Genomic DNA, 23445 nt, shown 5'->3' on the forward strand with positions numbered 1-23445 from the left:
AATTAGCATTTTTCCGCAATCGCGAAGGAGGTCTCGAACGTGATGAAGGGGGCACAAGGCGTCCGTCTATCGCTCGCTGCTTGACGCCAATGGCGGTAGCGGGGCGGACCAAGATTTTCGCACATTTAGGCGGTCGTCACCAGTTGCTGTTCCGGCGACCTTCGCGCCGCGATCCATCGACCACAGCAATACTGGTTTAACTGCGGAACGGAGTCGCGTAACCAAGTCGACAAGCCGATCGCGAGTCGGTGCGGGGGATAACTGACGATGACCAAGGCGCCTAAAACGCCTCGCGCGGCGCTTGAGCGGCTGCATGAATCCTGCACCCAGGCTATGGCAACCTCGTTCGGTGAGGAACGCGAGGCGCAGCTTGCGCAACAATATGTTTTTGGTGCCGAGCTCGAGCATTGGCTGTCTGCGCTTGCAGGGCGTCCTGAGCGGGCCCTGTACGAGGTTGCACACCGCGAATACTTCATCGCAATGCTCAATCTGGTCCAAGGCCAGTACCGAAACGCTTTTAAGGGACTCCGGCTAGTTCTTGAGCTTCACCTTCAAGGGATTCTCCTTTCCGCCGACCCGATCGGTCTAAGTGAATGGCTTCGCAACGCCAAGGACACGTCATGGGCGGCGATCGTCGACGAGGAGAGGGGCGTATTCAGCGTGCGCTTCGCGAAGGCCTTCTTTCCGGCCCTCGAAGATAGGACCGGGGCCTACAGAGGGGTCGTCCGGACGCTTTACAAGGAACTCTCCGAAACGACACATGGCAACATCTCGAACGCAATTCAGTTGCCGAGAAGCATCGCGTTCAGCGCGGATGCGTTTAGAACCTGGTGTGAGAAGGCTGAGACACTGAGATCGACGGTTCATTTCGGCTTGGCGCTTCGCTACTTGGGGGAACTCGACGGTGAGCGCACAGGACTGGTCGAAGCAATGCTACTAGACCGGCTCGGGAGTGTCGCTCCGGTGCGCGAGCGGCTTGGAGGGCCGGCCTGATGGCTGAGAATGGTACGGACGACTTCATTATTCGCACCGAGGACCTGCATCCGGACTCGACGTTGGACATCTATGTCCCGAACACCCGCGACGAGCAGCTTGTGCTCCTGCTCAGGAATCAGACCCCCGTTATCATCGAAGGGAGTCGCGGCACGGGCAAATCGATGCTCCTTCGCGTCTGCGAGCAGCGACAGCTGAAGGACTTCGCCACCGACAAGGTCTTGCCGATCTACGTCTCATTCAACCGCAGTTCGCTGCTGAAATCGCCGAGTGAGCGACAGTTTCTCCATTGGATGCTGAGCCGGCTCGCATCGACGATCTTCCGTGCGGTGCAGAAGCAGGGCCTCGCAGCGGCTACCTCGCGTGCATTGAACGTGCTGACTGGTGGCACCGACGCTACGACAGCCGCGCTGGGCGGAGCCACGAGGCTGGAGCAGGTCGCCCAGGCCTTCGAGGATTCCTATCAGACACCAGATGTGCATGTTGACGACGCGGCTGTTCCCACGATCGAGAAGTTCAGGGATGCGATCGAGGATATCTGCGACGATTACGGGATCCGGCGTTTCAACGTGTTGTTCGATGAGGCAGCTCACATTTTCCGGCCTGAGCAGCAGCGGCAGTTCTTCACGCTGTTCCGTGACTTGCGATCTTCACGCATGACCTGCAACGCCGCCGTCTATCCCGGTGTGACCTCCTACGGCGGCGTCTTCGAGGGCACCCACGATGCGCGCATCGAGCAACTCGTTCGAGATGTATCCGAGCGTGACTACGCCAAGCAGATGCGTGACATTGTGTTGAGGCAGGCCAATTCCACCCTGCAGAAGGATATCGCTGAGCGCGGGGAGAACTTCGATGCTCTCGCTTACGCGGTCAGCGGGAATCCTCGTCTCCTTCTCAAGACCGTCGCGCTCGCCGGAAAGCTACGCGTCGCCGATGTGCAAGCGGTAATCAAGGATTTCTATCGCGTTCAGATTTGGGCCGAACATAGCAGCCTCGCTGAAAGGTATCCTGGGCATAAGGCCCTGATCGACTTCGGGCGAGAGTTTATGCAGGAGACTGTCCTTCCCGAGGCGAAGAAAAAGAATGATCGGTGGCGCGAGAATAAGCGCGATGTTCGTAGCAACGTGATCTGGGTTTCGCGAGATGCGCCCGCGGCGGCTAAGGAGGCGATACGCCTCCTCACGTACATTGGGGTCCTCTCGCGAATCGATGAAGGCTACAAGGGGACGGCAAGTCAGATCGGTGCCCGGTATGCAATCAACGTGGGATGCCTCGTAGCTGACGAGGTATCGCCGATTCCTGTGATCGGCGAACTACGAAGGCACAATACCCAGAAAAAATTCACCGAGTTCGGCGCGTCTAATTCGCGATTCGTGGAGATTGAAGGGATCGTTGGATCGGCCATTGAGGCTGACCTTGCGGTGAACCTCTCTACGCTGTTGGCTAAGCCAATTGCCAAGCTCGATCTAACCGATCATCAGCGGCGAGCGCTTCTCTCAGTGGGCTTGAGCACAATCCATAAGGCGTTACTTGCCCCAGAGTCAAAGTTTCAGGAAGCGAAGTACATCGGCCCAGTCCGCTCGAAGAGGATGAAAAACGTGGTAACTGCCGCGGCGCTAGAATATCTCTCTGGGTAAGCAATGCAAGAAGTGTTGAGAAAGCGTGCGGGGCAGCAGTTTTCTCAGGTAAGCAGCGCATAGTCGAGGTTGTCACGAGACATGATGATGAACCGGTAGCACGGGAGGGGCTACGCATGTTAGCGTTTGGTGATGCGCAGGTTCACCACTTCTTCTCCCGCCCGGTGCGCAAATTTGGAATTCAAGAGACGAGGCTCGCCGCTAGTGCCCAAACAGTCTGGCTTGCGTTTGCGAATTTCCGGACTGTTTCGTGGCCTCGCTGATCGGATCGATCCGCCCCTACGTCTCCGCCCACAGGAAAAATTGCAATTGCAAGATCTCCTGTCGTTGCCGGGCGGTGAACGGCTCGACTGGCGGTCCCTTGACCAAGGAGAAGTGCGCGTACGCTATCGCGCCACTGACGCTGTCTGGGGCGACGTTGAAGGGAACGGCAACCTCATCGATTTGCGCGAGCACGTTCGACGAATGTGCGTGGCTGCTCGGGAAATCGGGCAGTTTGCGCAAGGCGATGGCTGGGGTGACGTTGCTCATAATCTCCGCCTCGCCTATGCATTGACGGACTTATTCGCTGACACCGATGTCGACGGGTTGAGCATGTGGTGCAACCCGGTAGCCGACTACGAATCCGCAGACAGCGAACTCGCGGCCAAGCACTTGGCGGCGACGATCGTATTCACCTTTGTTTGGACTGCTTGGGAAAGCTTGATCGACGTGATGGGTGCGGGTGTGGTCGGGAAAGGCGCTAAAGGGCGCGATATTGTGGTGCGCCTGGCGAGCGGCGAGATGCCTCACTTCCGCGCGGTACTGTTCAACGCGTTTGCCCTTGATTACGGCCAAGTCGATTTCGCGCACCGCGATATGCGCCGCTTGCTCGATATGGGTTCCCTTCCGGGAATTGCGGCCGAATATCTTCGGCAGTTTCGCAACCGCGTCATTCATGGCGATGTCCAGAAGCCAGAGCCAGGCGACTGGGGCGATAGCTCAAAATATCGCGCTGACGAGGATCCGCATCTCAGGCGGTTTCACACGAACATCCGGCTACTCTTACTGTTGCTGCAGATTATCGCACGCAGCCTCGTGGACCGAGGCACTCATCTAGAATCCTGGCTCGAGTATCCCCGTGACGGCAAATCCGCGCTCGAACAGCTACATTGCGCCGAACGGTGGTACGACGGTGAGCCGGAAATGGACTTGAATTCTTGGCCTTGAATAACGCCAATGTTGCCAGACATTTGAGCGGAACAATACTCCTGATAGGCCCCTTTATATGGCTGTGATAATGGCTCCCGAGGGTGACAAACGGTGCCACAAGAACACCCTCCGTCTTCCTCTCACTCGATCGATGGCCCGCTACGTCCCCTTCCGACCGACCAGTTGATGCCGTCGCCACGCATCAATCCCGAGACCGATTTTCCGACCTGCCGCTCGAGCGCCGATCGCCACGGCACGAGCGTGAAATCCCGGGCGCGTTCGATCAGCGCGAAGCGTCCGCTGACGAGATCGACCGAACGGCGATAGACGCCCTCGATCCGGGCTCCCTCGGCAGCTTCCCGGAATGGCATTTTCATCTCGTCGGCGAGCTGGTCTGCAACCCGCAGCAGTTCGCGTCTCTGCAGCGTGACAATCATGCCGTTCGAAAACGTCGTGCTGCCCGCAGTTTCTTCGGCCAATCCCTGCGCCACCAGCCACTGCCGACGACGTGCCTGCACCTCCCGCAATTCATGACCTAACCCGGCGTCACGAACCGGCTCGGGCGCGCCCGACACAAGCTCGCCATCGATCCAGGTCGCAGCATCGGCATCGACCAGCCGGTCGAGCGGCTGCGCCGACAGCATCGTGATCGCGACCGGACGGTCGCGCAGCCGCGCCGTCTCGTAGGCCGCAACGCGCGCCAGATGGTCCGGATCGATGATCCAGCGACCGGACGGCTCGCGCTCGACTATCCCCGATGTCCGCCGCATTGCCTCCAGCCGACGGACATGGGTCTCGGCAAACGCTTCGGTGGCGGTCGGATCGTGACGAAGATGGGCGTCCACGTCATAGCGTCCACCATTGGCGGCGGCGACCGCAGTGATGGTCCGATCCACCTCCCGCACTGTCGGGCTGACCGGATCGATCCGCACGATCGCACCGCGCGGCAGTCTGGCGTCGGCTTCCGTGTCCCCTTCGGTGAAACTCAGGATAGGCTTGCCGATCGCGACATAGTGGCTGCGCCCATCGACGCCATCGACGATCAGATAATGGCGATCGGCATGCTCGTCGGCGAGCCCATGCGCCAGCACGCGGCCGACCAGCGGGCGGGCATCGGGTGCGGCTGGATCGTAAATCGCCTGGTCGGCCGGTGCTCGGGCAATCGCGGCGCGCGAAAATTCACGCTGTATCGTTCGGATGATGTCGCCACGTTCGCCTAATGCGCGGAGTGTATCGGCGATGTCGGGCGCGAGCCGGAAACGTCCGGCGCCGAGCGGCTCGGCCAGGCCCAGGCGCGACAGCTTCGCCAGCCGGCCGGCGCGCATCGTCTGGTCAAAGGCGTCGCGACCGTTGGTCGCCACCACCCGCTCGGTGTCCGCCCCCTTGAGCAAGGCCCGGTCGATCGAGGTCAGGCGCTCCTGCTCGACTTCGGCGCGCAGCGCCTGCGCGATCTCACGGTCCGTGCGCGGGCCAAGATCAAGATCGACCAGCTCGGCGGCACGCTCGCGGATGCCGGTTGTCATATAGTCACGGGCGATGACGAGATCGGCGCCGGACATGTCCTTCCCGCGCACGACGATATGGGTGTGCGGATGGCCGGTGTTGAAATGGTCAACTGCGACCCAGTCGAGCTTCGTCCCGAGATCCTCTTCCATCCGGTTCATCAGCCGACGGGTCAGGGGTTTCAGATCGTCATATTGATCGCCATCTTCGGGCGAGACGATGAAGCGTAACTGATGGCGATCATCGGCGCCGCGTTCGCCGAACGCCTTGCCATCGATGGCGTCGGCATCGCGCCCATAGAGCGTGCCGCGTTCGCCCTCGCGCGTCGTGCCGTCGCGCTGGAGATAGCGCAGGTGCGCGGCGGCCGCCGATGCGCCCTTGCCGCCGAGCTTGACGATGCTCGCCTTGACGATGACCCGACGACCGTTCGAGGCCGCATGTCCACCACGGCTGGCAAGCATCCGCCCGACGCCCGCGCCGCGCCCGATCCGGGTGCCCGAAAATGCTCCGCGTGCGAGGCCAGGCGCAGCCGCGCCGCCGCCCGCAAGATTGGCGGCGGCGAGGACGCGGCCCAGGTAGCGCCGGGCGCGCTTGCCGCCCTGCTGGCGCTGGCGCCCAAGGCGCGGCTCAAAGCTGTCGTCGTCGGCCATTTTGCTGATTCCGTAGGCGGTGAAGGGCAAGCATGCCGCGCAGTCGGCAATATGAAAACCGGTGCCACCCAACATGGCGGAATGCCGTCCCTTCGGCGCGGAACGGCACTGGCGCCGAGAGGGCAGTGCCGGTCCCAGGTCCAAAAAACGATGTGCAGACAAGGGCTTATGGCGCGCCAGTGCCATAGCTTTATCTTGCCTTACGCCGCCCTTCCGCCTGAAGCGCTCCTGTCGCCCACTTCCGCTATCCTGATGCCCGCCCATGTCGCCCGAGCCGAGGCAAAAAAGAGCCGGGACACGATGCCTGTCCAGCACCCTGTCCCGGCGTTTCCGATGCCCTGATCAATGCGTGGCAGCGAATGCTTCGCGTGCCCGGCGTTCGCTCCTGAAGCTGCGCCGCCCCATCAATCCCTGCGCGTTTCCATCGCCATCGATGATGCTCACCGCGACGAACCAGCGGCCATCCAGCCGCCCGATAATTGCTACCCGATCGAGTTCGAAACCCTCCTCATCCTGTGCCTGATACGCGCCGAGCCACCGCTCCGACACGCGCGCGTCCCACAGGAAATCGCTCTCCTCAGCCTCCAGGAACCGCTGTGCCAGCGCCTCTCCTGCGTCCCGTCCGAACTCGATTTCGAGTCCTGCCACGAGCGTTGCCATTACCCGATCCGTATCTTTGGCCGACGCCGCACCGATGGGTTGAAACATGGTCATGATCGCCTCCTTCGCTTGAAATCCTCCTCATCGAGGACAGACCTCCGACGACGGGTGGCGGAGCGGCTGTCAGGGCCGCTGGAGGCGCAGCCGGAAGCGCCGCGCAGCGGCGGCGGAGGAACCGATTTTGTTGCGCTGAAAACAAACAGACTCGGCTGCGCAGCAGCCTCCGGCTCGCGGCAAAATTGGAGGGGCCGCCGGCCTTGCACAGCCGCTTCGCCGCCCGTCATGCTGGGCCTTGCCGAGACGAGCCCCCTCTCCAACGTCCGAGATCGCGCGATGCCCTCGCAGCCCACACCCTTCGACGCTGCCGCCTGTGCAGGCTCAACGGGGTGCGCGGATCGCGAACAGCGTATCGGACGGCTTGTCTGGCGCGCGTGATGGTGATGGAGTCACGGGTTCGTGGCTGGCGCGAAGGGCGATGAACAATGCTGGTGGCGGTTGCTGCGAGCGGGATTGCGATGGACCCGATGGCGTGCCCGACACTTGTGCGAGATAGGCGCGCGTCTCGGTCGGCAACGCACGGCCTGATGCAAGATGCGCCGCATAGCGGCCGGGACCGGCATTGTAGGCGGCAAACAATCCAGGATAGCCGAAGCGGTCATGCATCGCGCGCAGATAGGCCGTGCCTGCGAGAATATTGTCGCGTGGATCATGGGGATTGCCCCCCAGGCCGTGCGCCGCGCGCATTGCTGTCCACGTCGCTGGCATCAGCTGCATAAGGCCCATCGCGCCCGCGTGGGAAGTGATCGGTCGCCCGCCAAGCATGGTCTGGCCACCGCTTTCGGCGCGCATCACCCGTTCGATCCACGCGACCGGCACGCCGAACCGCGCGGACGCCTCGGCGATCTCTACTCGCCAGCGATCGAGTGGATCGGCAGCGGCAGGGGTCGCGACGAACAGCGCGACGGCGAGCGCGAGTGTCCTCAGCGCAACCACAGCGGGGTCGCCTTGCCAATGATATCCTGCGCCAGCGTTGCCCCGAAATAACGCCCGTCGAACGAGTTCGGGGTCTCGGTCATGAGCAGGAAGACCATTCCCGGCCGCAGCCGGATGCACCCCTGCCACGCGGGCAGATCGCGGCCTTCGGCATCGGCGGCGCGGCGGATGGCTACCGGCCTTCCGTTCAGCGTCACAACGCGATCCACCGCGCAGATTCTATCCCCAGCCATGCCGACGACGCGCTTCACCAGCGGCACGTTGGATGGCAGATAGTGGCGGCGTGCAGCCAATTGCCGCGCTTGGGCCGGCAGCCAGGCAATCACCATGTCGCCGCGCTGGAGCGCTGCACCGGGCGACACGGCATAGAGTCCGACGGGCGCGCTGGCGCTGGCGTTCCAAACGAGCCGGGGCACCGGCGGCAGCGCGATCGTGAGGCCGAGAGAGGCGATGCCGACACCGATCAGCGCAGCGCGGCGGCGCAGCCGCAGGCGGCGGACATGGGCGGCGCGCCGGACCTCCAGCCAGGCGAAAAGCGGCAGCGGGCGATCACGAATCCGGCGCTCAACCACGGTCGCCTCCCCGCGCGCGAGCTGCCGACCACGTCTCGATATCGTCGATATGATAGCGCCAGGTGCGCCCATGCAGGCGGCATGTCGGCCCCTTGCCTGTCTGGCGCAGGCGCTTGAGCGTCGAATAGGCAAGGCCAAGATGAAAGGCCGCCTGCTTGGCGGTGAGGAAGGGGCAGGTTTCGCGCGCGGCCTGCGCACGTGTCGCGGTATCGTCCATGATGAAGGTCCATCTGCGCCGATGCACCGTGCGTCGGCTGAGAGGTGCGGATTGGATCGATACGGTCCTCTCAGGCAGGGTCGCAAATCGACCCATGCGATTCCGACCTCCCTGTTTCGGGACCGGGGTTTCGGGCTGGCGGCGATGCCCCGCGCCCATTTCGGGCGCGGGGCGGTTCGCTCAGTCGGCCGGGTTCCAGATGATCGCGAAGGCATCGTCATCGTCTTGGCCCGCGGCGCGGCCGAGATTGGCGTAGAGTCGGCGCGGGCCGAATTCGGGGGCGGCGAGCGACAGCGACACATAGTCCTTGCCGCTCATTTCGCCGCGCCGGATCCATCCCGCCCCGACCTCGACCCCTGCTGCCGACACGCGATAGTCGGGCTGGGTGTCGCCGGACTTGCGGGTGTTTGGAATGATCTCGATGTCGGTGCGGATAGAGAGCGTCTTGAGCTGACCCTTGAAGCCGTTTCCGTCGCGGGTGACATAACCGATGGCTGGCATTGTTCGTCTCCTTAAAAAGTCGCCCCGAACCGTTCCCGGGCGATGGGCGGACCTGAGGGACGGTCACAGCAGGCCCGCGAACCGGCAGGCCGGAGCGGCAGCGGAGGACCGGAGCCGAAGGCCTATTTGAAGCGCAGCGACCGCGAGGAGCCCGCGCCCACCCCACGCGGCATGCCGCGTGGGGTGGGCGCGGGCGGGGAAATAAGCCGCGCGGCGATGGTTTAGCGGGACTGCGACCGTCCCAGGTCATGCGCCCGAGGAGCCGGAAACGGTGCGGGCCACGGTAGTGGTAACGACGACAATGCCGCCGGTTTATCCCTCGCGATGGATTGGTCGTGGACTGCGCGGACGCACCACCGCGCCATCGGATCGATCGTCCAAGGCACGCACGGCGACGCTGCCAGAATTACCGTCGGCGTGGCCGATGACGGCCGGTCGGAGCTTCGCGTCCGGGGTAAGAGGCGATAGAGGCGAGCGACATGTCGATGACCATCCTCCGCCTTCCGACAGGCTGCGCTACGTTGCTACGGATTGCCACCGCGCCGCCGGGCCAGGGGCGCGTCGGCCAGGCACAAGATGGCGATACCCTCCGGCTGGAGAGCGGCTTGGCGTTTGCATCGCCAGGATAGACGCCGCCGAAACCCAAGCGGGACAGGCCAGATGCAGGACCGAAATCTCGCTCGCGCGATCCGCGACGGCGCGCGCCCGGACGCTGTTCGACGGCCGGACTGTCACCATCATGCGGGTCGGGCGCAGCTATAACCGCACGGTCGCGCGGGTGACGCTGGCCGGTCGCGATGTCGGGTCCGAACTGGTGGTGACCGACGTCGTGCGCTGGCAGCATAAGCCTGACTGGCGCGCGCACGCTGATGAGGACAAGGGAATAGCCGCGCCCCGGCCAGCGCCAGCAGGCCGGGGCGCGGCCGATATTCAGGGCATCAGCCGCAGCGGCGGAACCGCGAAATCGCCCGCTGCGAAGTGGGCGAGGATCGCCTCGTAGCTGCCGAGACGTTCGACGGTGCAACGGCCGATCAGGATATAGTCGTCCTCGTCGGCGGCATAGGACTTCACCTCGCCCGCGCCGGTGAACACGACGCGCTCGGCGCCCCATTGACCGCAATAGGCGCCCGACCAGCGTGTGAATGGCAGGCCATGCTCGACGCACCATGTTTCGAGGTGCTCGAACCGGCCCCAGGCCACTTCATGCGCCATGAGTTCGAGCGGCACGCCCTCGCGAAACATCGAGAGCGTGAAGGGTTCGCCGTCCCATTCGGTGGACAGTCCTTCTGCCTGAACGAGAGTGGTAAGGTCGGGCAGCAGCGATTGCGGCAGGGTGCCGCCGATGGTGATGCTCGCGGATACGCGGTCGGCCATGATGGTCTCCTTTCCCGCGCGCCCGAGTCCGTCAGGGCGAGGGCGCGCGGCCGAATTTTCGTGAACGAAAAGGATGCAGGCGGCGGTTTTTCCGCCGCCTGCAGGGGATCAGGCGGCAAGGCAGTCGGCCTCGTCGTCGTTGAAGGGAGGCACGGGACTCCCTTCGATCGGCAGGGCCATCACCGCGCTGGGTGCGGTCGGATCAGGCTCGTCGTCGTCCGGCAACCGCCGCTCGATCTCGCGCGCAGCCTGCGCCTTGGCATGGGCCGCGACCGTGCCGACGCCGCCCCGCGCCGTATAGGCGGCGGGTGGAAACGCCATCCAGCGCGGCACCCAGCTTTCGCGCCGGTCGCGCCCGTTGGTGCCGTCCAGATGATCGCGGACGATGCGTTTCAGGGTCTTGGTCTTTTCCCCCACATTGGCGCTGGCGACGGTCTCGCCCGCCACCTCGGCGACGATCCGGGTCAGCACTTCCCGGTCGCGGATCAGCGAGAAAAAGGCGTCGTCGGCCTGCCAACAGCGGGCCATATCGACGCCGATCTCCATGCCCACCGCCTCGACGGCGGCGCTGCCGGACGCCAGCGTTTCGCCCATGACGATGGCGATCACCTCCATGACGACCGCATCGGGAAGGTCGAGCAGCCGCTGGAAGATGCCGACGACACCCTGCTGGGAGTCACGTGCCTCGCAAGCAGCGTCGCCCCCCGGTTCCATGCTGCCTCCAGTCACGGTCGGTTCCTCAGGCGAGAAGCCTAGAACCGCCAGCACGGCGCGGCGGCGCTCGTCGAAATCCGCCTCGGCTTGGCTGTTGTCGAGGCTGTCGCGCACCTCGTCGTTGCGGGTGAATTGCGGCTCGGGCGTGACGCGCCAGAGGTGTGAACCGCCGATGGCATGGGCCACCATCAAGCGTAGCGCGATGGCCGGATGGCCGGTGAGCGCGGCGCGGACGGCGGCATGGCGATGCAGATCGACATAGGTCTGCATCGTCGATGTCATTTCGGGCCGCGCCGCTTTCGGGCTGGTCCCGGTCCCGTTCTCGGACCCCTCGGCCTTGGCGATCCGGCGGGCTTCCTTGCCGGAAACATAGCCTTCATGGACGATCACCTCGCCGGTCGCGCGCACGTCGATATAGACGCGCCCGCCCTTGCGCTTGCCCGCCTTCTCATATTCCCATGTCGAGAAATGTGTCGTGGGCGGCACGATGATCGCGTCGGCCCAGCCTTGCTCGACATACGCGGCGCGGCGTGCCTCGATCTCCGCATTCTGCGCCGTCCAGAAAGCATCGGCATCAGCGACATAACGGTCGTCGCCGAACAGGTCGGCGATGGTCGCAAGCCCGCTTGCCTCCACGTCGAACAGCGCATGTTTCACCGGGATCGACTGCCCGCCCAGCAGCCATGATTTCAACTGGTGGCCGGTCGGCAGATAGGCATTCTCGTCGTCGGCGAGCGCCAGCCATGCTTTTTGCTGGCTCTTGGACGCCATCGTCAGATGGCGCACGGTCGCCGCGTCGATCTGTTCCTTGCGATAGAGGTCGCGGATGGCGGGGAGCAGATTACCGAGCGCCAGCACGCGCTTGACGGTGAGGTCGGGCAATCCGAACGTCGCGGAGATGTCTTCCACCTTGCGGCCTTCGCGGACGAGGCGCGTGAAAGTCTCCCATTGCGTCACCTCGTCGGGGTCGAGTCGCGCCATGTTCTCGATCATCGACGCCTCGATGGCAGCGGCATCGTCGCCCTCGTTGAGAATCGCGCACGGTAGCATGAAGTCTTGGGGCTCCGGCGTCATATCGCCCGCCGCCCGCCGTTCCTCGGCCACGATCTTCGCGGCATGGAAGCGGCGGCTTCCGGCAACGATCTCATAGCCACCGGGCGCGCAATTGGGACGGACGATGACCGGCTGGATGACGCCACGGCTGCGGACGGTGGGCAGGATGTCGGACACGTCCGGGGCCTTTTTGCTGTAACGCATATTGGCCTTGCTCACGACCAGCTTGTCGAGCGGGATAAAATCGAGTTTCATGGGTCTACTCCTTGTGAGTGCCGGTCCCGTCGCCACGGGATTCGCGGTTTCGCCGCGTCGGGACCGGTTACCGGGGTCGTTGACCTCCCCGGCGAGGCTTGCGACGGGACGCGCCGCGCGTCATCCGCCTTTCCCTTGCTCGGGATCGGTCGGAATCTCGGGAACCGGCGCGGACTCGATGCGCCAGATGATGGATTGGGCTTGGCTGATCGAACCGGCGCGACGCGCGGTGTCGGCCCAGACCGACAGGCTGACGGTCGTCGAAAAGCCGATGTCGCGCTCGATCTGCAAGCCGAACGACAGGTGGATGCCCGCCAGTTCGGACAGGCTGAAACAGCCCAGTTCGGGACAGCCGAAACCGAGGTCGGCCAGCCCGAATAACGTGTCCCCATCATCATACAGCTCGGTTGCCAGCCATGTTGCCGCGCCCACGGGATTGAAGAATTTGACGACCGGCGCTGGGTCGGGCCCGTGGGTGCCGGTTTGCATCGCATCACGGTGCGCGGACGCATTCACGCGCAGCGCGGCGTGAAGCTCGGGGGTCAGGAGGATCATGCCGAGAGCCTTTCGTCCTGCAGAGCTTGGCGTTCGCCGGTGTCATCGTGGGAAGTATCGCGTTGGACAGCCTCAGCTTGGGCGGCGGCGTGCCGCGCCAGCAGCCAGTCGGCGGCCTTGCTGGCGGCGCTGGCGGCGCGGAAGATCGCGCGATTGTCCTCGCGCAGCACGTCCAGCCAGCTGCCGAGATAATCAGCGTGACGGACGGTCGGGACGATGCCGAGCGCGGCGCAGAGAAAGGCCGAACCCATTTCGGTGATCAATTCCTCGCGGGCATAATCCTTCGATCCGAAGCTGTTGACCAGATTGCGGTTCAACCGGGACGGGTGGCCGCTGCCGTGGCAAAGTTCGTGCAGGCAGGTCCGGTAATAGTTGATCTGCTCGAAAAAGGCCGGTTGCGGCGGCACCTGCACATAGTCCTGCGCGGGCACATAATAGGCGCGATTGCCGCCGACGCGGAACGCGATGCCGCTTGCGGCGATCACTTCCTCGGCGACGGGCACGATCTGGCGTTCGGGCAAGGGGACTGGATCGGGCGCGAGGCCGGGGCGCAATCCCTCGCACTGCGCGACGTTGAACACGGTGAATCGCTTGAGGAAGGGAATGGACTTGGCGTCGTTGCCGGTTTCGACGGCGCGCGCTTTCTCGGACTCGGGGGTGAAGCGGTCGGCATAGACGACGGTGGTGCCGCGCTCGCCCTTGCGGACGCAGCCGCCCGCCTCAAGCGCCTGTTTGAAGGTAAGCCAACCCTGCGAGGGATAGCCTTGCTCGATCACTGCGCCCCACAGGATAAGGACGTTCACGCCAGAGTAACGGCGTGCGGTAAGGGCGTTGCGCGGCAGGCCCGGACTGATCGCGCTTCCCTCACCATCGGGATGCCCCCAAGGCTGAACCCACGGAAAGCGGCCCGCCTCCAGTTCGGCGATGATCCGCGCCGTCACCTCGTCATAAAGGTTCGTGCGCGCCGTTTCGGACCCTGCACGGGCCTTGGCCGCGATTGGGGCTCCGCCGTTGGACGCCTTGGGTTTCCGGCCCTTGCCGCGCGCGCGGATGGTCGTGGGAGCACGCATCATTCACCTCCTGCACCGCCCCAAAACCACCATGGCCTCCCCCGGAAGCGGGGGTGGGCGGCAAGATGCGAACCGAAGAGGACCGCTTGAGCGGCCCCGGCACCCAAGGGGCCGCAACGCAGTGGAGGAGCCGGGCGCAGCCCGGCTTGCCGGGGACGCGAGCGGGCCTAGCAGGGAGCGCCGCCCACTCCCGCGCCACCGGGAGAGGCCACCAACAGCGGCGCCGCGCAAGCGGCGACCGCAGCATTCCCTGGCGGCAAGGCCGCCGCCAGCAAAGGGATGGCCCCCGGCCGGTGCGGGCGGATCAGCGGTGCAGGGTCGGGCTTCGCGAAGGGTCCCCGCAAAGTCCTGTTTTGCGTGGTGCCCTGTGGCCAGGGCGACACTTGTCGACCGGCATTGCGAAACCGGGCGCACCGCCCGCCCGAGAGGCCGGAGCGCCTGCGGTGCCGCCATCATACGCCGCACCCTGTCCGGGCAAGGCAAAGCCGCCCGGGCAGTGTGCGTCCTCAGCCCCGCTCCATCAGGTCAGCATCGCTGGCCCCGCGCCAGCCGATCGTCACCGCCAGGCCGAGACCCGGCAACGGGGTTCGGCGGCGAGAAGCCGGGCTTCGCGCCGTAGAGCGCGGTCGCGCCGCTTCACCGGCGCGAGGCGCCAGCCCTATCGTCACACGGTAGGCATCGCCGCTGTCACGCGGTGAATCGGCACATCACCCCCTCCGCCCCATCAATTGCCGCCAGCCGCCACGCGCCATGCAGCCAGCCTCGCGGACCAGACGCCTGACACGCGACCGCAGCGAATCGGACGATCCCGTCCAGTCCTGCGCCACGCGCGCGTCCCCGAACAGGGCGGCACCGATGTCGCGCTGGCTGGCCCCCTGCCCGAGCGCATCATGGACGCGGAGCATATCGACCAATCGCGCGATCTGCGGATCGGGGGGAAAAAGCGAGCGCGAGAATTGCCGCCTGCGACACAGGTCGAGAAACCGGCGCAGCGGCAATACGCGTTGCTGCAAAGACAGGATGCCCTGCAAGCGGAAGTGCAGCAGGACGGCTTGCTGTCCTGTCAGCCGCCCTTCCTCGATATCGATACGGATATGATGCCAACCGTCGGACAGGACGGCATGTTCGCGTCCCTCCCTGCCGATGGCAACGGCGAGCCAGGGGGCGATGCGGTCGAGAACCAGGCTATCGGGATCGGCCGGATCAGCGGGGATGGCGGCGACGGCCATCGTCCCCGGGTCGAAATCGGCATGCCAGATGATCCGGGCCTCGGGCGCTGCGTGGCTCGGATGCTCGGCGAAAGTGCAGCCCCCAAAGGAGCGGCTCGGGATCGATGCCGCGCGTGGCCGTACTGGCCCGCACATGCCAGGCGATATAATCGGGATCGCGGCGCAGCCATTCCCACATGAGGCCGGCCCGGTCGATCCCGCGCAGTCGCGCATAGCCCGCGGCATCTTGCCAATCGAGCGAAGGGCGTTCGCTGGTCGGCAAATTCACCGGCCGCCTCTGCCGCTGCCGAGCAAGCGACGCCCAGACCATGCCGCACCGACTATGGACTCGCCATGGCAGCGTTGTGCGCACGCCAAGGCCAGCGCCGGTCTTTTTCCATAAAAGCCGTTATGATATGACAATTTTGTTACTGGAGTCGTCGGGTGCTGACATGAGACACCAGCGCCTGGCCCGATATGCCGGGAAAGGGCGAACGCCGGGCGCGCGGTGACTTGAGGCACCGCCGGTGATCGCGACATCGTCTTATGAGACTGTCCAATATGGCGACGCACGTCAAATGCGTCGTGGATGCCGTGGCGAACGGCGATGATTTCGCCGTGGCCATGAAGGGGCTGACGGATCAGCTCGGCTTCCAATATTTTGCGCTGACGCATCATGTCGATCTCGCTAGGGCCAGCAGCGGCGCGATCCACCTGCATAATTATCCGACGCAATGGGCCGATTATTATCATCGCCATGCCTTGGGTGTGACCGATCCAGTCCACCGCGCGAGCCATGTGGCGCGCGTCGGCTTTCCCTGGTCGCACATGGCGGAGATGATCCCGCTGTCCGGCCGCGATCGCCGCATATTGGCATTGGGTCGCGCACAGGGCATCGGCGATGGTTTCACGGTGCCGGCGGTCCATGTGCCCGGCGAAGCGCGCGGCTCCTGCTCGTTCGCGAATGAAGCTGGCAGGCCGCTGCCGCATGACATGCTGCCGCTGGCAGAGGTTGCGGGTCTGTTCGCCTTCGAGGGCGCCCGGCGCCTCTGGTCGATCGGCAGCCTGCGGCAGGCACCGCCATGCCCGATGCTCACCGACCGGCAGCGGGACTGCGTGCTCTGGGTCGCGCGCGGCAAGAGCGACTGGGAGATCAGCCTGATCCTGAAGGTGGGCGAAGAGACGGTGGCCCGCCATATCAAGCAGGCGTGCGAGCGCTATGGCGTGAACAAGCGGACATATCTGGTGATCCTGACGCTCTTCGACGGAACACTGACCTTCTCGGATATTTTCCGCCGCCGATATTACCCTTTTCCGGAATAGCGGCCTGACCCGTCGCGAGGCGACCCTGGACCGATCACGGCCAGGGAGTCCTTATCATGCTGCATATCCGTCAATCCGCTGCGCGACCGGCCTCGGACGCCGTCCTGCGTTCGATGTTCGCCGCCCGCAAATCCGTCTTCGTCGACCTGCTCAAATGGGACGTGCCGGTGCTCGCCGACACCTATGAGATCGATCAATATGACGACGTCCATGCGACCTATCTGATCCTGGCCGACCCCAACGGAACCCATCTGGGATCGGCCCGACTCCTGCCCACGAGGCGCCCCCATATATTAGGTGATTTCTATCCCGACCTCTGTGAGCACGCACCGCCGCAGGCACCGGACATCCAGGAGATCACCCGCTTCTGCCTGGATCGCCGCCTGCGGGCGGCGGAGCGGCGGCAGGTCCGCGATACGCTGGTGACCGCCCTCGTCGATCATGCCCTGGCACATGGCATCACGGCCTATAGCGCCATTGCCGAGATGGGCTGGTTGCAACAGATCCTTGCCTTTGGCTGGCGCTGCACGCCGCTCGGCCTGCCGCGCATGATCAACGGGACCATGCTCGGCGCGTTGCGCATCGACATTGCGTCGGACACAAAGGCGTTGCTTGCCGAGCGCGGCATTGTTGCGTCGCCGTTGCGTATCCACCAGCGCGTCGCAGCCTGAGGGAGACGCCGCCATGACCGTCTCCATCACTCTCTCCCAAGCGATATCGCGCCACGCGACCGAACTTAAGACGCACGGCTATTGCCTCGTCCCGGATGCCCTGCCGGCTGCGGCCATCGCGGCGCTCGACGACGATCTGGCCGGGGATTTCGCCCGAACGCCTTTTGGCCAAGGCCATTTCTATGGCGAAACCACGAAGCGCTTCGGTCGGCTCCTGATCCGGTCCGACCATGCCAGGGCGCTGGTCCAGCATGCACTGATACTCGGCATTGTCGAAACGATCCTGACGCCCTGGTGCGACTGCATCCAGCTGAACACGACCCAGGCGATCGCCATCCAGCGCGGCGCCCCGGCTCAGTTGCCCCACCGGGATCAAGATATGTGGCGCGGACCGGTCGGCGAGGTCGAATATCTCGTCAATGTGATGTGGCCGCTGACGCCGTTCACGCCGGACAATGGCGCGACCCTGATATGGCCGCGCAGTCATGGCGCCAACGCGCTGGACGCCGAACCGCCAGAGGCACCGTTGCCTGCCGAAATGGCGCCGGGCGCGGCGCTTCTCCTGCTGGGCTCCACCCTGCACGGCGCGGGCGCAAATATCACCGGCGCGGTCCGGCGCGGCCTTGTCGTGGGCTATGCGCTCGGCTGGCTCAAGCCTTATGAAAATCCCTGGCTGGCCTATCCCCCGGCGATCGCCCGGACCTTTCCGCCCGCATTGGCAGGGCTGGTCGGCTATCGCCAGCACCGGCCCAATCTCGGCAATTATGAGGGCCGATGTCCCTCCGTCCTTCTGGGCGACCATGGCGGCGCGCCGCTGGGCGCGATTGATGCACTGCGTCCAGACCAGCAGGCGGTGCTCGATGCCCATGCGCGTGATCAACAGGCGGCATCATGAATGCGGGCCCGACCGTCGAACGGGTCCATGACGCGCTGCGCCAGCGCATCATGCGCCGCGACTATCGGCCCGGCGACCGCCTGGACCCGGCGGTCCTCGCCGCGCCGCTGTCGTCGAGCGTGACCCCGGTCCGCGACGCGCTCCATCTGCTGACCGGGGAAGGCCTGGTCGAAACGCGCACGAGCGGCGGCTTCTATATTCCCGCCCTGGACGAACCAGCCCTGAAGGATCGCTACGACTGGTCGGCCCAATTGCTGGTGCTTGCGATCCGCGCATGGCCCGGCGTGACGACCGCGATCATGCCGACCGCCATGGAAGAGTTGCCATCGATCGCCGATCGCACTGGCGCGATCTTCCTGGCGATCGCCAGCCAGTCGGCCAATGGCGAACATCGCCGCGCCATCGACCGGCTCAATGCGCGCCTTCATGCGGTCCGCTCGGTCGAGACGCATATACTCGATGATATCGAGGCGGAACTGACGGCGATTGCGTCCGCCACCGCCCATGGCGAGCGCGACCGGCTGCGTCGCCTGATCCTGGTCTATCATCGCCGTCGGCGTCGGGCCGCCGCCCCCATCGTCCGGGCGGTCTATCGGGTCGAATGACCCCGTCGTCAAACCTGCCAGCCAAACAATATCGATATAGAATCGGTATAAAATTCGGATAGCGAAACGGGCTTCCTACACTGCCATGGCTGCATGTCGCAGCATGACAGAAGGAGTCCATCATGGAACGCGCAGACACTTTGATCGACCTCGGAACCGCAAGCATCGAGACCAAGGGACCGGGCGGCATCGCCGGCGATGTCGGCCTGAACCAGGAACTCACCGGCCTGTCGGACGATTGATGCGGTGGCGCGCGGCTTCGGCCGCGCGCCATTGTGTCGGGCATCTCCCATGGCTGGCTATAGGCTCCGCACCGGCTTGAGCTTCTGCCGGATCGACAACCGAACGCTGTTTCTCGACCTGCAGGCCGACCGCTATTTCGGCCTGAGCGCGCCACTCGACACGGCGTTCCAGACGCTGCTCGACACCGGCGGCGCCGATCCCGCACTGACGATACTGGTCGAGATGGACATTCTCATCCCCAATCCAGAAGACAGGCTTCCGAGCCCCTGCCCTGCCGCATCCCCGGGGCCAATCCTGCCCCCGCCATTAGAGCCCCACTCCCGCCCCTCGCTACTGGCCATAGCCGTGGCAATAATCACTCGAGCCCACTGGGCGCTGCGCGTCCGCTATTGCCCGCTCACCGCCAATATCGATCGGCTGGCCCGGCGCAAGGACGCACTTGCCTCGGGGCCGCGACCGACATCGGCGACGATCGCACGGCTGGCCGAAGCGCACCGCCGCGCCGGGCTGATCCTGTCCGCGCGCGACCAGTGTCTCCCCACGTCCATGGCGCTGATGGCCGCCCTGACCGCGCGAGGCGCCAACCCCACCCTGGTACTGGGCGTCAAGCTCGATCCGTTTCAGGCGCATTGCTGGGTCGAACTGGCAGGCACCGTCCTCAACGACGCGCCCGACGATGTGCGGCCCTTCACCCCGATCAGGCGGGTGTGATGGAAAACTATCTCATCCTTGCCAGCAGCATGGCGGACCCGGCACCGATCCCGGCCTGGATCAAAGCGGCGATCGCCGATCGGCCGGACCTTGATATCGTCATCGACGAAGCCGCGCTTCTGGTCGCGACGACGCCGGGCCTCACGCCGGCCAAAATGGCGCGCGAGGGCGAATGGGCACTTGGAGACGTCTTCCAGCGGGGGACCAGCGACCGCGCGCATTTTAAAAGCAACACGGCGGCACCCATGCGCCCACACAAGCTTATGCGGGACTATTGGGGCCATTATGTCGCGATCCTGCGCGATGGTCCCACAGTCCTGGAGATCGCGCGCGCGCCATTCGGCCGCCTCCCCTGCCTCTATACGCAACGCGATGGCCTGACCTTGATCGCGTCGGACCTTGCGCTTCTCGCTTTGGCGGGATGGATGCCGTCCGGCATCGACTGGAGCGCGATTGCCCATCGGCTGGCGTTCCAGAATATCGCTTCGCCCATCACATGCCTCTCGGGCGTGACGGAACTGCGGGGCGGGACTTGCGTGCGGATCGGCGACGGTACCATCACGGTGACACAGGCCTGGACGCCGTGGGACCATGGCGGCCGCCGCCATTGGGCCAGCGATCGCGACGAGGCGGCGGATGTCGTGCGCCGGGCGGTCACGGCGGCCGTCCGCGCCTGCCGTGGCGATGCCGCGCGCGTGCTCCTCATGCTTTCGGGCGGTCTCGATTCCTCGATACTGGCCGCGACGCTCGCCAGTCAGGGCGGTGCCTTCGAATGCTTCAACCTGTCCAGTCATAGCGGAAATGGCGATGAAAGACGCTATGCGCGCGCGGTGGTGAGCCATCTCGGCGCCCCGATCCTCGAAGCGGAATGGGACGTCGGGCTGGTCGATATCAGCCGGTCGCACGCGGCGGGATTGCCGAACCCCGTGGCCCGCAGCTTCATGCAGGGCACCAATGCGCTCCTGGGGCAAGCGATTGCGACATCCGGCGCCGATCTGTCGATCGATGGCGGCGCAGGCGACAATGTCTTCTGTGCGTTGCAGTCGGCCGCCCCGGTGACCGATGCGCTGGTGCGCGGCGGGCGGTTGCACGAGGCCTGGGCGGTAGCGCTCTCGATCGCCTCGCTGGCGCAGGTCGGTGCGGCGACGGTTTTTACGCAGGCGATCAAACGGGCCTTCCGACGCTCGCCCACCTATCGCTGGCATGGCGAAACCCAATATCTGGCGTCGGACATGGTCAGCGACCAGGCCATCATCGCAGGGCATCCCTGGTTGCAGGTGCCCAAGGGCGCCGAGACCGGGACGGCGGCGCACATCGCGCTGATCGTCGCTGCGCAGACATGGGCCGAGGCCAGCGACCTGCACAGTCCCGTGCGCCATGCCTCGCCGCTGGCCTCGCAACCCGTCGTGGAGGCGTGCCTGCGGGTCCCGAGCTGGTGGTGGTTTGCGGACGGACGCAATCGCGTGATCGCCCGCAAGGCCTATGCCGCCCGCTTGCCGGCCAAGATCATCGAACGCCGATCGAAAGGCTCCCCCGACGGCTATATCGCCGCCCTGTACGCCGCCAACCGAACCACCATCCGCGATATGCTTCTCGACGGTCGATTACGCGCGGCGGGCATGCTCGACGTGCCCGCGCTCGAGCGCGCGCTGGGCGACAGCGGCCCGCTGCGGGGCACCAACTATCACCGGCTCATGCGCCTTGCAGACGTCGAGGCCTGGATCGCGGGCCGGTCCTGACCGCCGCCTACCCTCCCCTGCTGTTCGCGGAGCTTGCGCCACCGCGCATATTGCGCCGCCTTGTGCGGGTCCGGATCGATCGTGTCGCGCAGCCAATAGTCGAACCAGTCAAGATTGCGTTCATAGATGGCGAGCCGATGGGCGGGCTGCCATTTATTATGATATTCGTCCGGAAACACATAGAGATCGACCGGCTTGCCCTGCTCGCGTAGCGCGGCGTAGACGTCGATCGCCGTCAGATATTCCCGGTCCGCCAGTTGCATGAGCAAGGGTGTGTCGATCGTCGCCGCATTCTGGATCAGCGACCCGGGCGCCCAGAAGCGACGGTCGTCGGCGGTCGCCGCAGGCCATCCCTGCCCGCGCATGGTACGGGCAAAGGCAGGGCCGAATGTCGCATTGACCATCCACGGCTCAAGGCAGCAGGTGCTGACAGCTGCCGCAGCGAAGCGATGGCTGTTGATCAGCGCGAAGCCGACCGTACTCGACCCGTCGCTCAATCCGGTGATGCCGATGCGTGCCGGATCGGCGACGCCCAGGTCGATGACGCGCTGCACCCCGACCATCACGGCCGAGTGCAGGCTGCGCCGCTCGGCCCAATTCGCCGTGTTGGCGGCGTTCAGCCGGTCCGCGTCGGTGGCGTTCGCATCGGCCTCGGCGACGAAAGGCGGACGATGCAGGCTGAGCACGGCAAAGCCGCGCGCGGCAAAGACATGGATCGGATATTCATTGCCCGTCGCGCCGCGCAGGAAGCCACTGCTCCAATAGGTCGTGACGATGAGCGGATGGCGCATGCCCGGCCTGTGGCCGGGTGGCAGGACCAGGTCGCCGCGCACCTCGAGCCTGCGATCGTTCCGCCAACGGAGCCGCTGGACCTTGCCGAAACGGATCGCCGCAAAATCCGGATTGGGCACATAGAGCGTCGCAGCCTGACCCGTCCGTGGATCGATCCGCAAGATATGGCGGGGCACGGTCGCGCTCTCCGCCAGGCAGATAAGCTGCGCCTTCGCCAGGACACAGCCATCGAGCACCCCGCTTGTGCGCAGGATCGCACGCGGCTGGCCCGCCCCGGGCTGCCAGCGATAGAGGACCAGATCGCCCAGATCCCAGCCTTCCCGCCGCAGGAACAAGAGCGGACCGCCTTGCGGCATCCACCATAGGCCGGTGAATTTGCCGCGGCAGGCCGCTTCGGTACAGGCGACAGGATCACCCGACGCCAGGCTTGCCCGCAGCAGCAGGGAGCTGACGATATTCTCGCTACTATGCACCGTCCAGACGCGGCGGCCATCGCCCGCCTCGGCGGCAGGCAGCGGCGCGGGCGTGTTCAACCTGTCGGGCGGTAGCCCCATGGCGTCATCGCCACGGGCGGGGTGAACGGCGAGGCTGGCGATATCGACGGCATAGTGGGACAAGGGCGTCGTGGCGACCGGCAAAGGGACGGGGCTCATGGCCGGCACGAAGCGGTCGTCATAGGGATAGCCCGTGAGCGCCTCACTGGCATCGGCGGCCCGTTCGACCAGCTGTCCGGTCCGGGCCGCGTACAGGAGCGCCTTGCCGTCGGCCCGCCAGGCGAACTGCTCGATATCGACGGAAGAATGGGTGAGCGCATGCGCCATGCCGCCCTCCGCACGGGCGATCCAGAGCTGCGTCACGCCCTGGTCCCGCCGCAAATAGGCGATCCAGCGGCCATCGGGGGACCAGGACGGCGTCACCACCGCGGGATAGCCGATGGGCGTGATCAGCCCGCGCACATTACCCGGGGCCAGGATCATCTCGCCCCCCTGGTCGATAAGGCGCGGTCGCGCGCCGACGACGAGGTCCATCGCCGCGAGCCCGACGCAGATGCTGTTCGAGGCCGGATCGGGCCGGCTGATGATGAAGGCGGCGCGGGTCTGGTCGGGGGCGACGGCCAACGGGCTGGGTCCGCCGAGCAGCGCGCCGTCGGGTCGACCGATGTCGCGCACGCGCGCAAGATCGAGGGACGTGATCGATCGCTTAGGCCCCGTCGGCGGTGCCGCACCCGGCAACAGGTCGGCGCAGCGCGCCCACCCCGGAGACGACAGCGCGAGCATCATCACGCACGCGCCGAAAAGGCCCGTCTTCCCGAGCGCCACC

23 protein-coding genes are annotated in these 23445 nt (G+C 65.3%); 10 read left to right on the forward strand and 13 right to left on the reverse strand.

From position 1 onward, the window contains the following. Positions 1–267: 267 nt before the first annotated feature. From BMX92_RS19235 to BMX92_RS19245, 3 genes are all read left to right on the forward strand, one after another. Positions 268–993, forward strand: a complete 726-nt coding sequence (locus tag BMX92_RS19235; RefSeq protein ID WP_093019506.1) for a hypothetical protein — start codon at positions 268–270, stop codon at positions 991–993. After that, complete coding sequence (locus BMX92_RS19240) at positions 993–2630, forward strand: ORC-CDC6 family AAA ATPase (RefSeq protein WP_093019508.1); 1638 nt, start codon at positions 993–995, stop codon at positions 2628–2630. Before BMX92_RS19235 ends, BMX92_RS19240 begins: the two co-directional genes overlap by 1 nt. A 222-nt stretch (positions 2631–2852) precedes the next feature. Then, complete coding sequence (locus BMX92_RS19245) at positions 2853–3839, forward strand: hypothetical protein (protein WP_143066826.1); 987 nt, start codon at positions 2853–2855, stop codon at positions 3837–3839. Between the two features lie 122 nt (positions 3840–3961). On the opposite strand, the gene rlxS is transcribed toward BMX92_RS19245, so the two are convergent. From rlxS to BMX92_RS28430, 12 genes are all read right to left on the reverse strand, one after another. Continuing rightward, positions 3962–5974, reverse strand: coding sequence for a relaxase/mobilization nuclease RlxS (gene rlxS, locus BMX92_RS19250; protein ID WP_093019566.1), 2013 nt, complete (start codon positions 5972–5974; stop codon positions 3962–3964). 342 nt (positions 5975–6316) lie between these two features. Further along, on the reverse strand, positions 6317–6688 hold the full coding sequence (locus tag BMX92_RS19255; RefSeq protein WP_093019512.1) for a hypothetical protein: 372 nt from the start codon (positions 6686–6688) through the stop codon (positions 6317–6319). 324 nt (positions 6689–7012) lie between these two features. Then, positions 7013–7627 carry a lytic transglycosylase domain-containing protein gene (locus tag BMX92_RS19260; RefSeq protein ID WP_093019515.1) on the reverse strand — a complete coding sequence of 205 codons (615 nt, stop codon included), beginning with the start codon at positions 7625–7627 and terminating at the stop codon, positions 7013–7015. Continuing rightward, positions 7615–8199 carry a S26 family signal peptidase gene (locus BMX92_RS19265; RefSeq protein WP_256213513.1) on the reverse strand — a complete coding sequence of 195 codons (585 nt, stop codon included), beginning with the start codon at positions 8197–8199 and terminating at the stop codon, positions 7615–7617. Before BMX92_RS19265 ends, BMX92_RS19260 begins: the two co-directional genes overlap by 13 nt. Beyond that, complete coding sequence (locus BMX92_RS19270; protein ID WP_093019568.1) at positions 8192–8416, reverse strand: helix-turn-helix transcriptional regulator; 225 nt, start codon at positions 8414–8416, stop codon at positions 8192–8194. Before BMX92_RS19270 ends, BMX92_RS19265 begins: the two co-directional genes overlap by 8 nt. Before the next feature lie 180 nt (positions 8417–8596). Next, the gene (locus BMX92_RS19275) at positions 8597–8917 is read right to left on the reverse strand and encodes a DUF736 domain-containing protein (protein WP_037474232.1); all 321 of its coding nucleotides are present in this window, start codon (positions 8915–8917) and stop codon (positions 8597–8599) included. Between the two features lie 930 nt (positions 8918–9847). Then, positions 9848–10291 carry a hypothetical protein gene (locus BMX92_RS19280; protein ID WP_093019519.1) on the reverse strand — a complete coding sequence of 148 codons (444 nt, stop codon included), beginning with the start codon at positions 10289–10291 and terminating at the stop codon, positions 9848–9850. A gap of 108 nt (positions 10292–10399) precedes the next feature. Continuing rightward, the gene (locus BMX92_RS19285) at positions 10400–12313 is read right to left on the reverse strand and encodes a ParB/RepB/Spo0J family partition protein (RefSeq protein ID WP_093019521.1); all 1914 of its coding nucleotides are present in this window, start codon (positions 12311–12313) and stop codon (positions 10400–10402) included. A 120-nt stretch (positions 12314–12433) separates the two neighbouring features. After that, positions 12434–12868 carry a DUF2958 domain-containing protein gene (locus BMX92_RS19290; protein WP_093019523.1) on the reverse strand — a complete coding sequence of 145 codons (435 nt, stop codon included), beginning with the start codon at positions 12866–12868 and terminating at the stop codon, positions 12434–12436. After that, positions 12865–13941: an ArdC family protein gene (locus BMX92_RS19295; RefSeq protein ID WP_371262478.1), complete on the reverse strand. Its 1077-nt coding sequence runs from the start codon at positions 13939–13941 to the stop codon at positions 12865–12867. Before BMX92_RS19295 ends, BMX92_RS19290 begins: the two co-directional genes overlap by 4 nt. Positions 13942–14645: 704 nt before the next feature. Further along, positions 14646–15167: a DNA -binding domain-containing protein gene (locus BMX92_RS19300; protein ID WP_177185151.1), complete on the reverse strand. Its 522-nt coding sequence runs from the start codon at positions 15165–15167 to the stop codon at positions 14646–14648. Further along, positions 15142–15477, reverse strand: a complete 336-nt coding sequence (locus BMX92_RS28430) for a transcriptional regulator domain-containing protein (RefSeq protein WP_371262479.1) — start codon at positions 15475–15477, stop codon at positions 15142–15144. The genes BMX92_RS19300 and BMX92_RS28430 overlap by 26 nt, the downstream gene beginning before the upstream one ends. 230 nt (positions 15478–15707) lie before the next feature. Here BMX92_RS28430 and BMX92_RS19305 point away from each other — a divergent pair, with 230 nt between their 5' ends. The 7 genes from BMX92_RS19305 (at position 15708) to BMX92_RS19330 (ending at position 21333) form a co-directional block, all read left to right on the forward strand. Beyond that, entirely contained in the window at positions 15708–16469 is a 762-nt protein-coding gene (locus BMX92_RS19305; protein ID WP_093019572.1) for a LuxR family transcriptional regulator, read from the forward strand. A gap of 56 nt (positions 16470–16525) precedes the next feature. Next, positions 16526–17140, forward strand: coding sequence for an acyl-homoserine-lactone synthase (locus BMX92_RS19310; RefSeq protein ID WP_093019527.1), 615 nt, complete (start codon positions 16526–16528; stop codon positions 17138–17140). Between the two features lie 13 nt (positions 17141–17153). Then, on the forward strand, positions 17154–18035 hold the full coding sequence (locus BMX92_RS19315; protein ID WP_093019529.1) for a phytanoyl-CoA dioxygenase family protein: 882 nt from the start codon (positions 17154–17156) through the stop codon (positions 18033–18035). After that, on the forward strand, positions 18032–18640 hold the full coding sequence (locus BMX92_RS19320; RefSeq protein WP_093019531.1) for a GntR family transcriptional regulator: 609 nt from the start codon (positions 18032–18034) through the stop codon (positions 18638–18640). Before BMX92_RS19315 ends, BMX92_RS19320 begins: the two co-directional genes overlap by 4 nt. A 122-nt stretch (positions 18641–18762) precedes the next feature. Then, a complete protein-coding gene (locus BMX92_RS27005; protein WP_143066827.1) occupies positions 18763–18882 on the forward strand; it encodes a benenodin family lasso peptide in 120 nt (39 codons plus the stop codon). Between the two features lie 49 nt (positions 18883–18931). Further along, positions 18932–19594: a lasso peptide biosynthesis B2 protein gene (locus BMX92_RS19325; RefSeq protein ID WP_093019533.1), complete on the forward strand. Its 663-nt coding sequence runs from the start codon at positions 18932–18934 to the stop codon at positions 19592–19594. Continuing rightward, positions 19594–21333 carry an asparagine synthase-related protein gene (locus tag BMX92_RS19330; protein WP_093019535.1) on the forward strand — a complete coding sequence of 580 codons (1740 nt, stop codon included), beginning with the start codon at positions 19594–19596 and terminating at the stop codon, positions 21331–21333. Before BMX92_RS19325 ends, BMX92_RS19330 begins: the two co-directional genes overlap by 1 nt. On the opposite strand, the gene BMX92_RS19335 is transcribed toward BMX92_RS19330, so the two are convergent. Continuing rightward, a complete protein-coding gene (locus BMX92_RS19335) occupies positions 21279–23444 on the reverse strand; it encodes an Atxe2 family lasso peptide isopeptidase (protein ID WP_093019537.1) in 2166 nt (721 codons plus the stop codon). The genes BMX92_RS19330 and BMX92_RS19335 overlap by 55 nt on opposite strands. Position 23445: the final 1 nt, after the last annotated feature.

This window comes from Sphingobium sp. YR768 (genome assembly GCF_900111125.1).
In the GTDB taxonomy this organism is placed as follows: Bacteria; Pseudomonadota; Alphaproteobacteria; order Sphingomonadales; family Sphingomonadaceae; genus Sphingobium.

What these genes read in the sequence shown, in the direction of transcription:
- BMX92_RS19330 (WP_093019535.1), top strand. Translation starts at nt 19,594, where the DNA reads ATGGAAAACTATCTCATCCTTGCCAGCAGCATGGCGGACCCGGCACCG.
- BMX92_RS19310 (WP_093019527.1), top strand. Translation starts at nt 16,526, where the DNA reads ATGCTGCATATCCGTCAATCCGCTGCGCGACCGGCCTCGGACGCCGTC.
- BMX92_RS19315 (WP_093019529.1), top strand. Translation starts at nt 17,154, where the DNA reads ATGACCGTCTCCATCACTCTCTCCCAAGCGATATCGCGCCACGCGACC.
- BMX92_RS19325 (WP_093019533.1), top strand. Translation starts at nt 18,932, where the DNA reads ATGGCTGGCTATAGGCTCCGCACCGGCTTGAGCTTCTGCCGGATCGAC.
- BMX92_RS28430 (WP_371262479.1), bottom strand. Translation starts at nt 15,477, where the DNA reads ATGGTCTGGGCGTCGCTTGCTCGGCAGCGGCAGAGGCGGCCGGTGAAT.
- rlxS (WP_093019566.1), bottom strand. Translation starts at nt 5,974, where the DNA reads ATGGCCGACGACGACAGCTTTGAGCCGCGCCTTGGGCGCCAGCGCCAG.
- BMX92_RS19320 (WP_093019531.1), top strand. Translation starts at nt 18,032, where the DNA reads ATGAATGCGGGCCCGACCGTCGAACGGGTCCATGACGCGCTGCGCCAG.
- BMX92_RS19235 (WP_093019506.1), top strand. Translation starts at nt 268, where the DNA reads ATGACCAAGGCGCCTAAAACGCCTCGCGCGGCGCTTGAGCGGCTGCAT.
- BMX92_RS27005 (WP_143066827.1), top strand. Translation starts at nt 18,763, where the DNA reads ATGGAACGCGCAGACACTTTGATCGACCTCGGAACCGCAAGCATCGAG.
- BMX92_RS19255 (WP_093019512.1), bottom strand. Translation starts at nt 6,688, where the DNA reads ATGACCATGTTTCAACCCATCGGTGCGGCGTCGGCCAAAGATACGGAT.
- BMX92_RS19305 (WP_093019572.1), top strand. Translation starts at nt 15,708, where the DNA reads ATGGCGACGCACGTCAAATGCGTCGTGGATGCCGTGGCGAACGGCGAT.
- BMX92_RS19295 (WP_371262478.1), bottom strand. Translation starts at nt 13,941, where the DNA reads ATGATGCGTGCTCCCACGACCATCCGCGCGCGCGGCAAGGGCCGGAAA.
- BMX92_RS19280 (WP_093019519.1), bottom strand. Translation starts at nt 10,291, where the DNA reads ATGGCCGACCGCGTATCCGCGAGCATCACCATCGGCGGCACCCTGCCG.
- BMX92_RS19240 (WP_093019508.1), top strand. Translation starts at nt 993, where the DNA reads ATGGCTGAGAATGGTACGGACGACTTCATTATTCGCACCGAGGACCTG.
- BMX92_RS19290 (WP_093019523.1), bottom strand. Translation starts at nt 12,868, where the DNA reads ATGATCCTCCTGACCCCCGAGCTTCACGCCGCGCTGCGCGTGAATGCG.
- BMX92_RS19270 (WP_093019568.1), bottom strand. Translation starts at nt 8,416, where the DNA reads ATGGACGATACCGCGACACGTGCGCAGGCCGCGCGCGAAACCTGCCCC.
- BMX92_RS19300 (WP_177185151.1), bottom strand. Translation starts at nt 15,167, where the DNA reads ATGGCCGTCGCCGCCATCCCCGCTGATCCGGCCGATCCCGATAGCCTG.
- BMX92_RS19275 (WP_037474232.1), bottom strand. Translation starts at nt 8,917, where the DNA reads ATGCCAGCCATCGGTTATGTCACCCGCGACGGAAACGGCTTCAAGGGT.
- BMX92_RS19285 (WP_093019521.1), bottom strand. Translation starts at nt 12,313, where the DNA reads ATGAAACTCGATTTTATCCCGCTCGACAAGCTGGTCGTGAGCAAGGCC.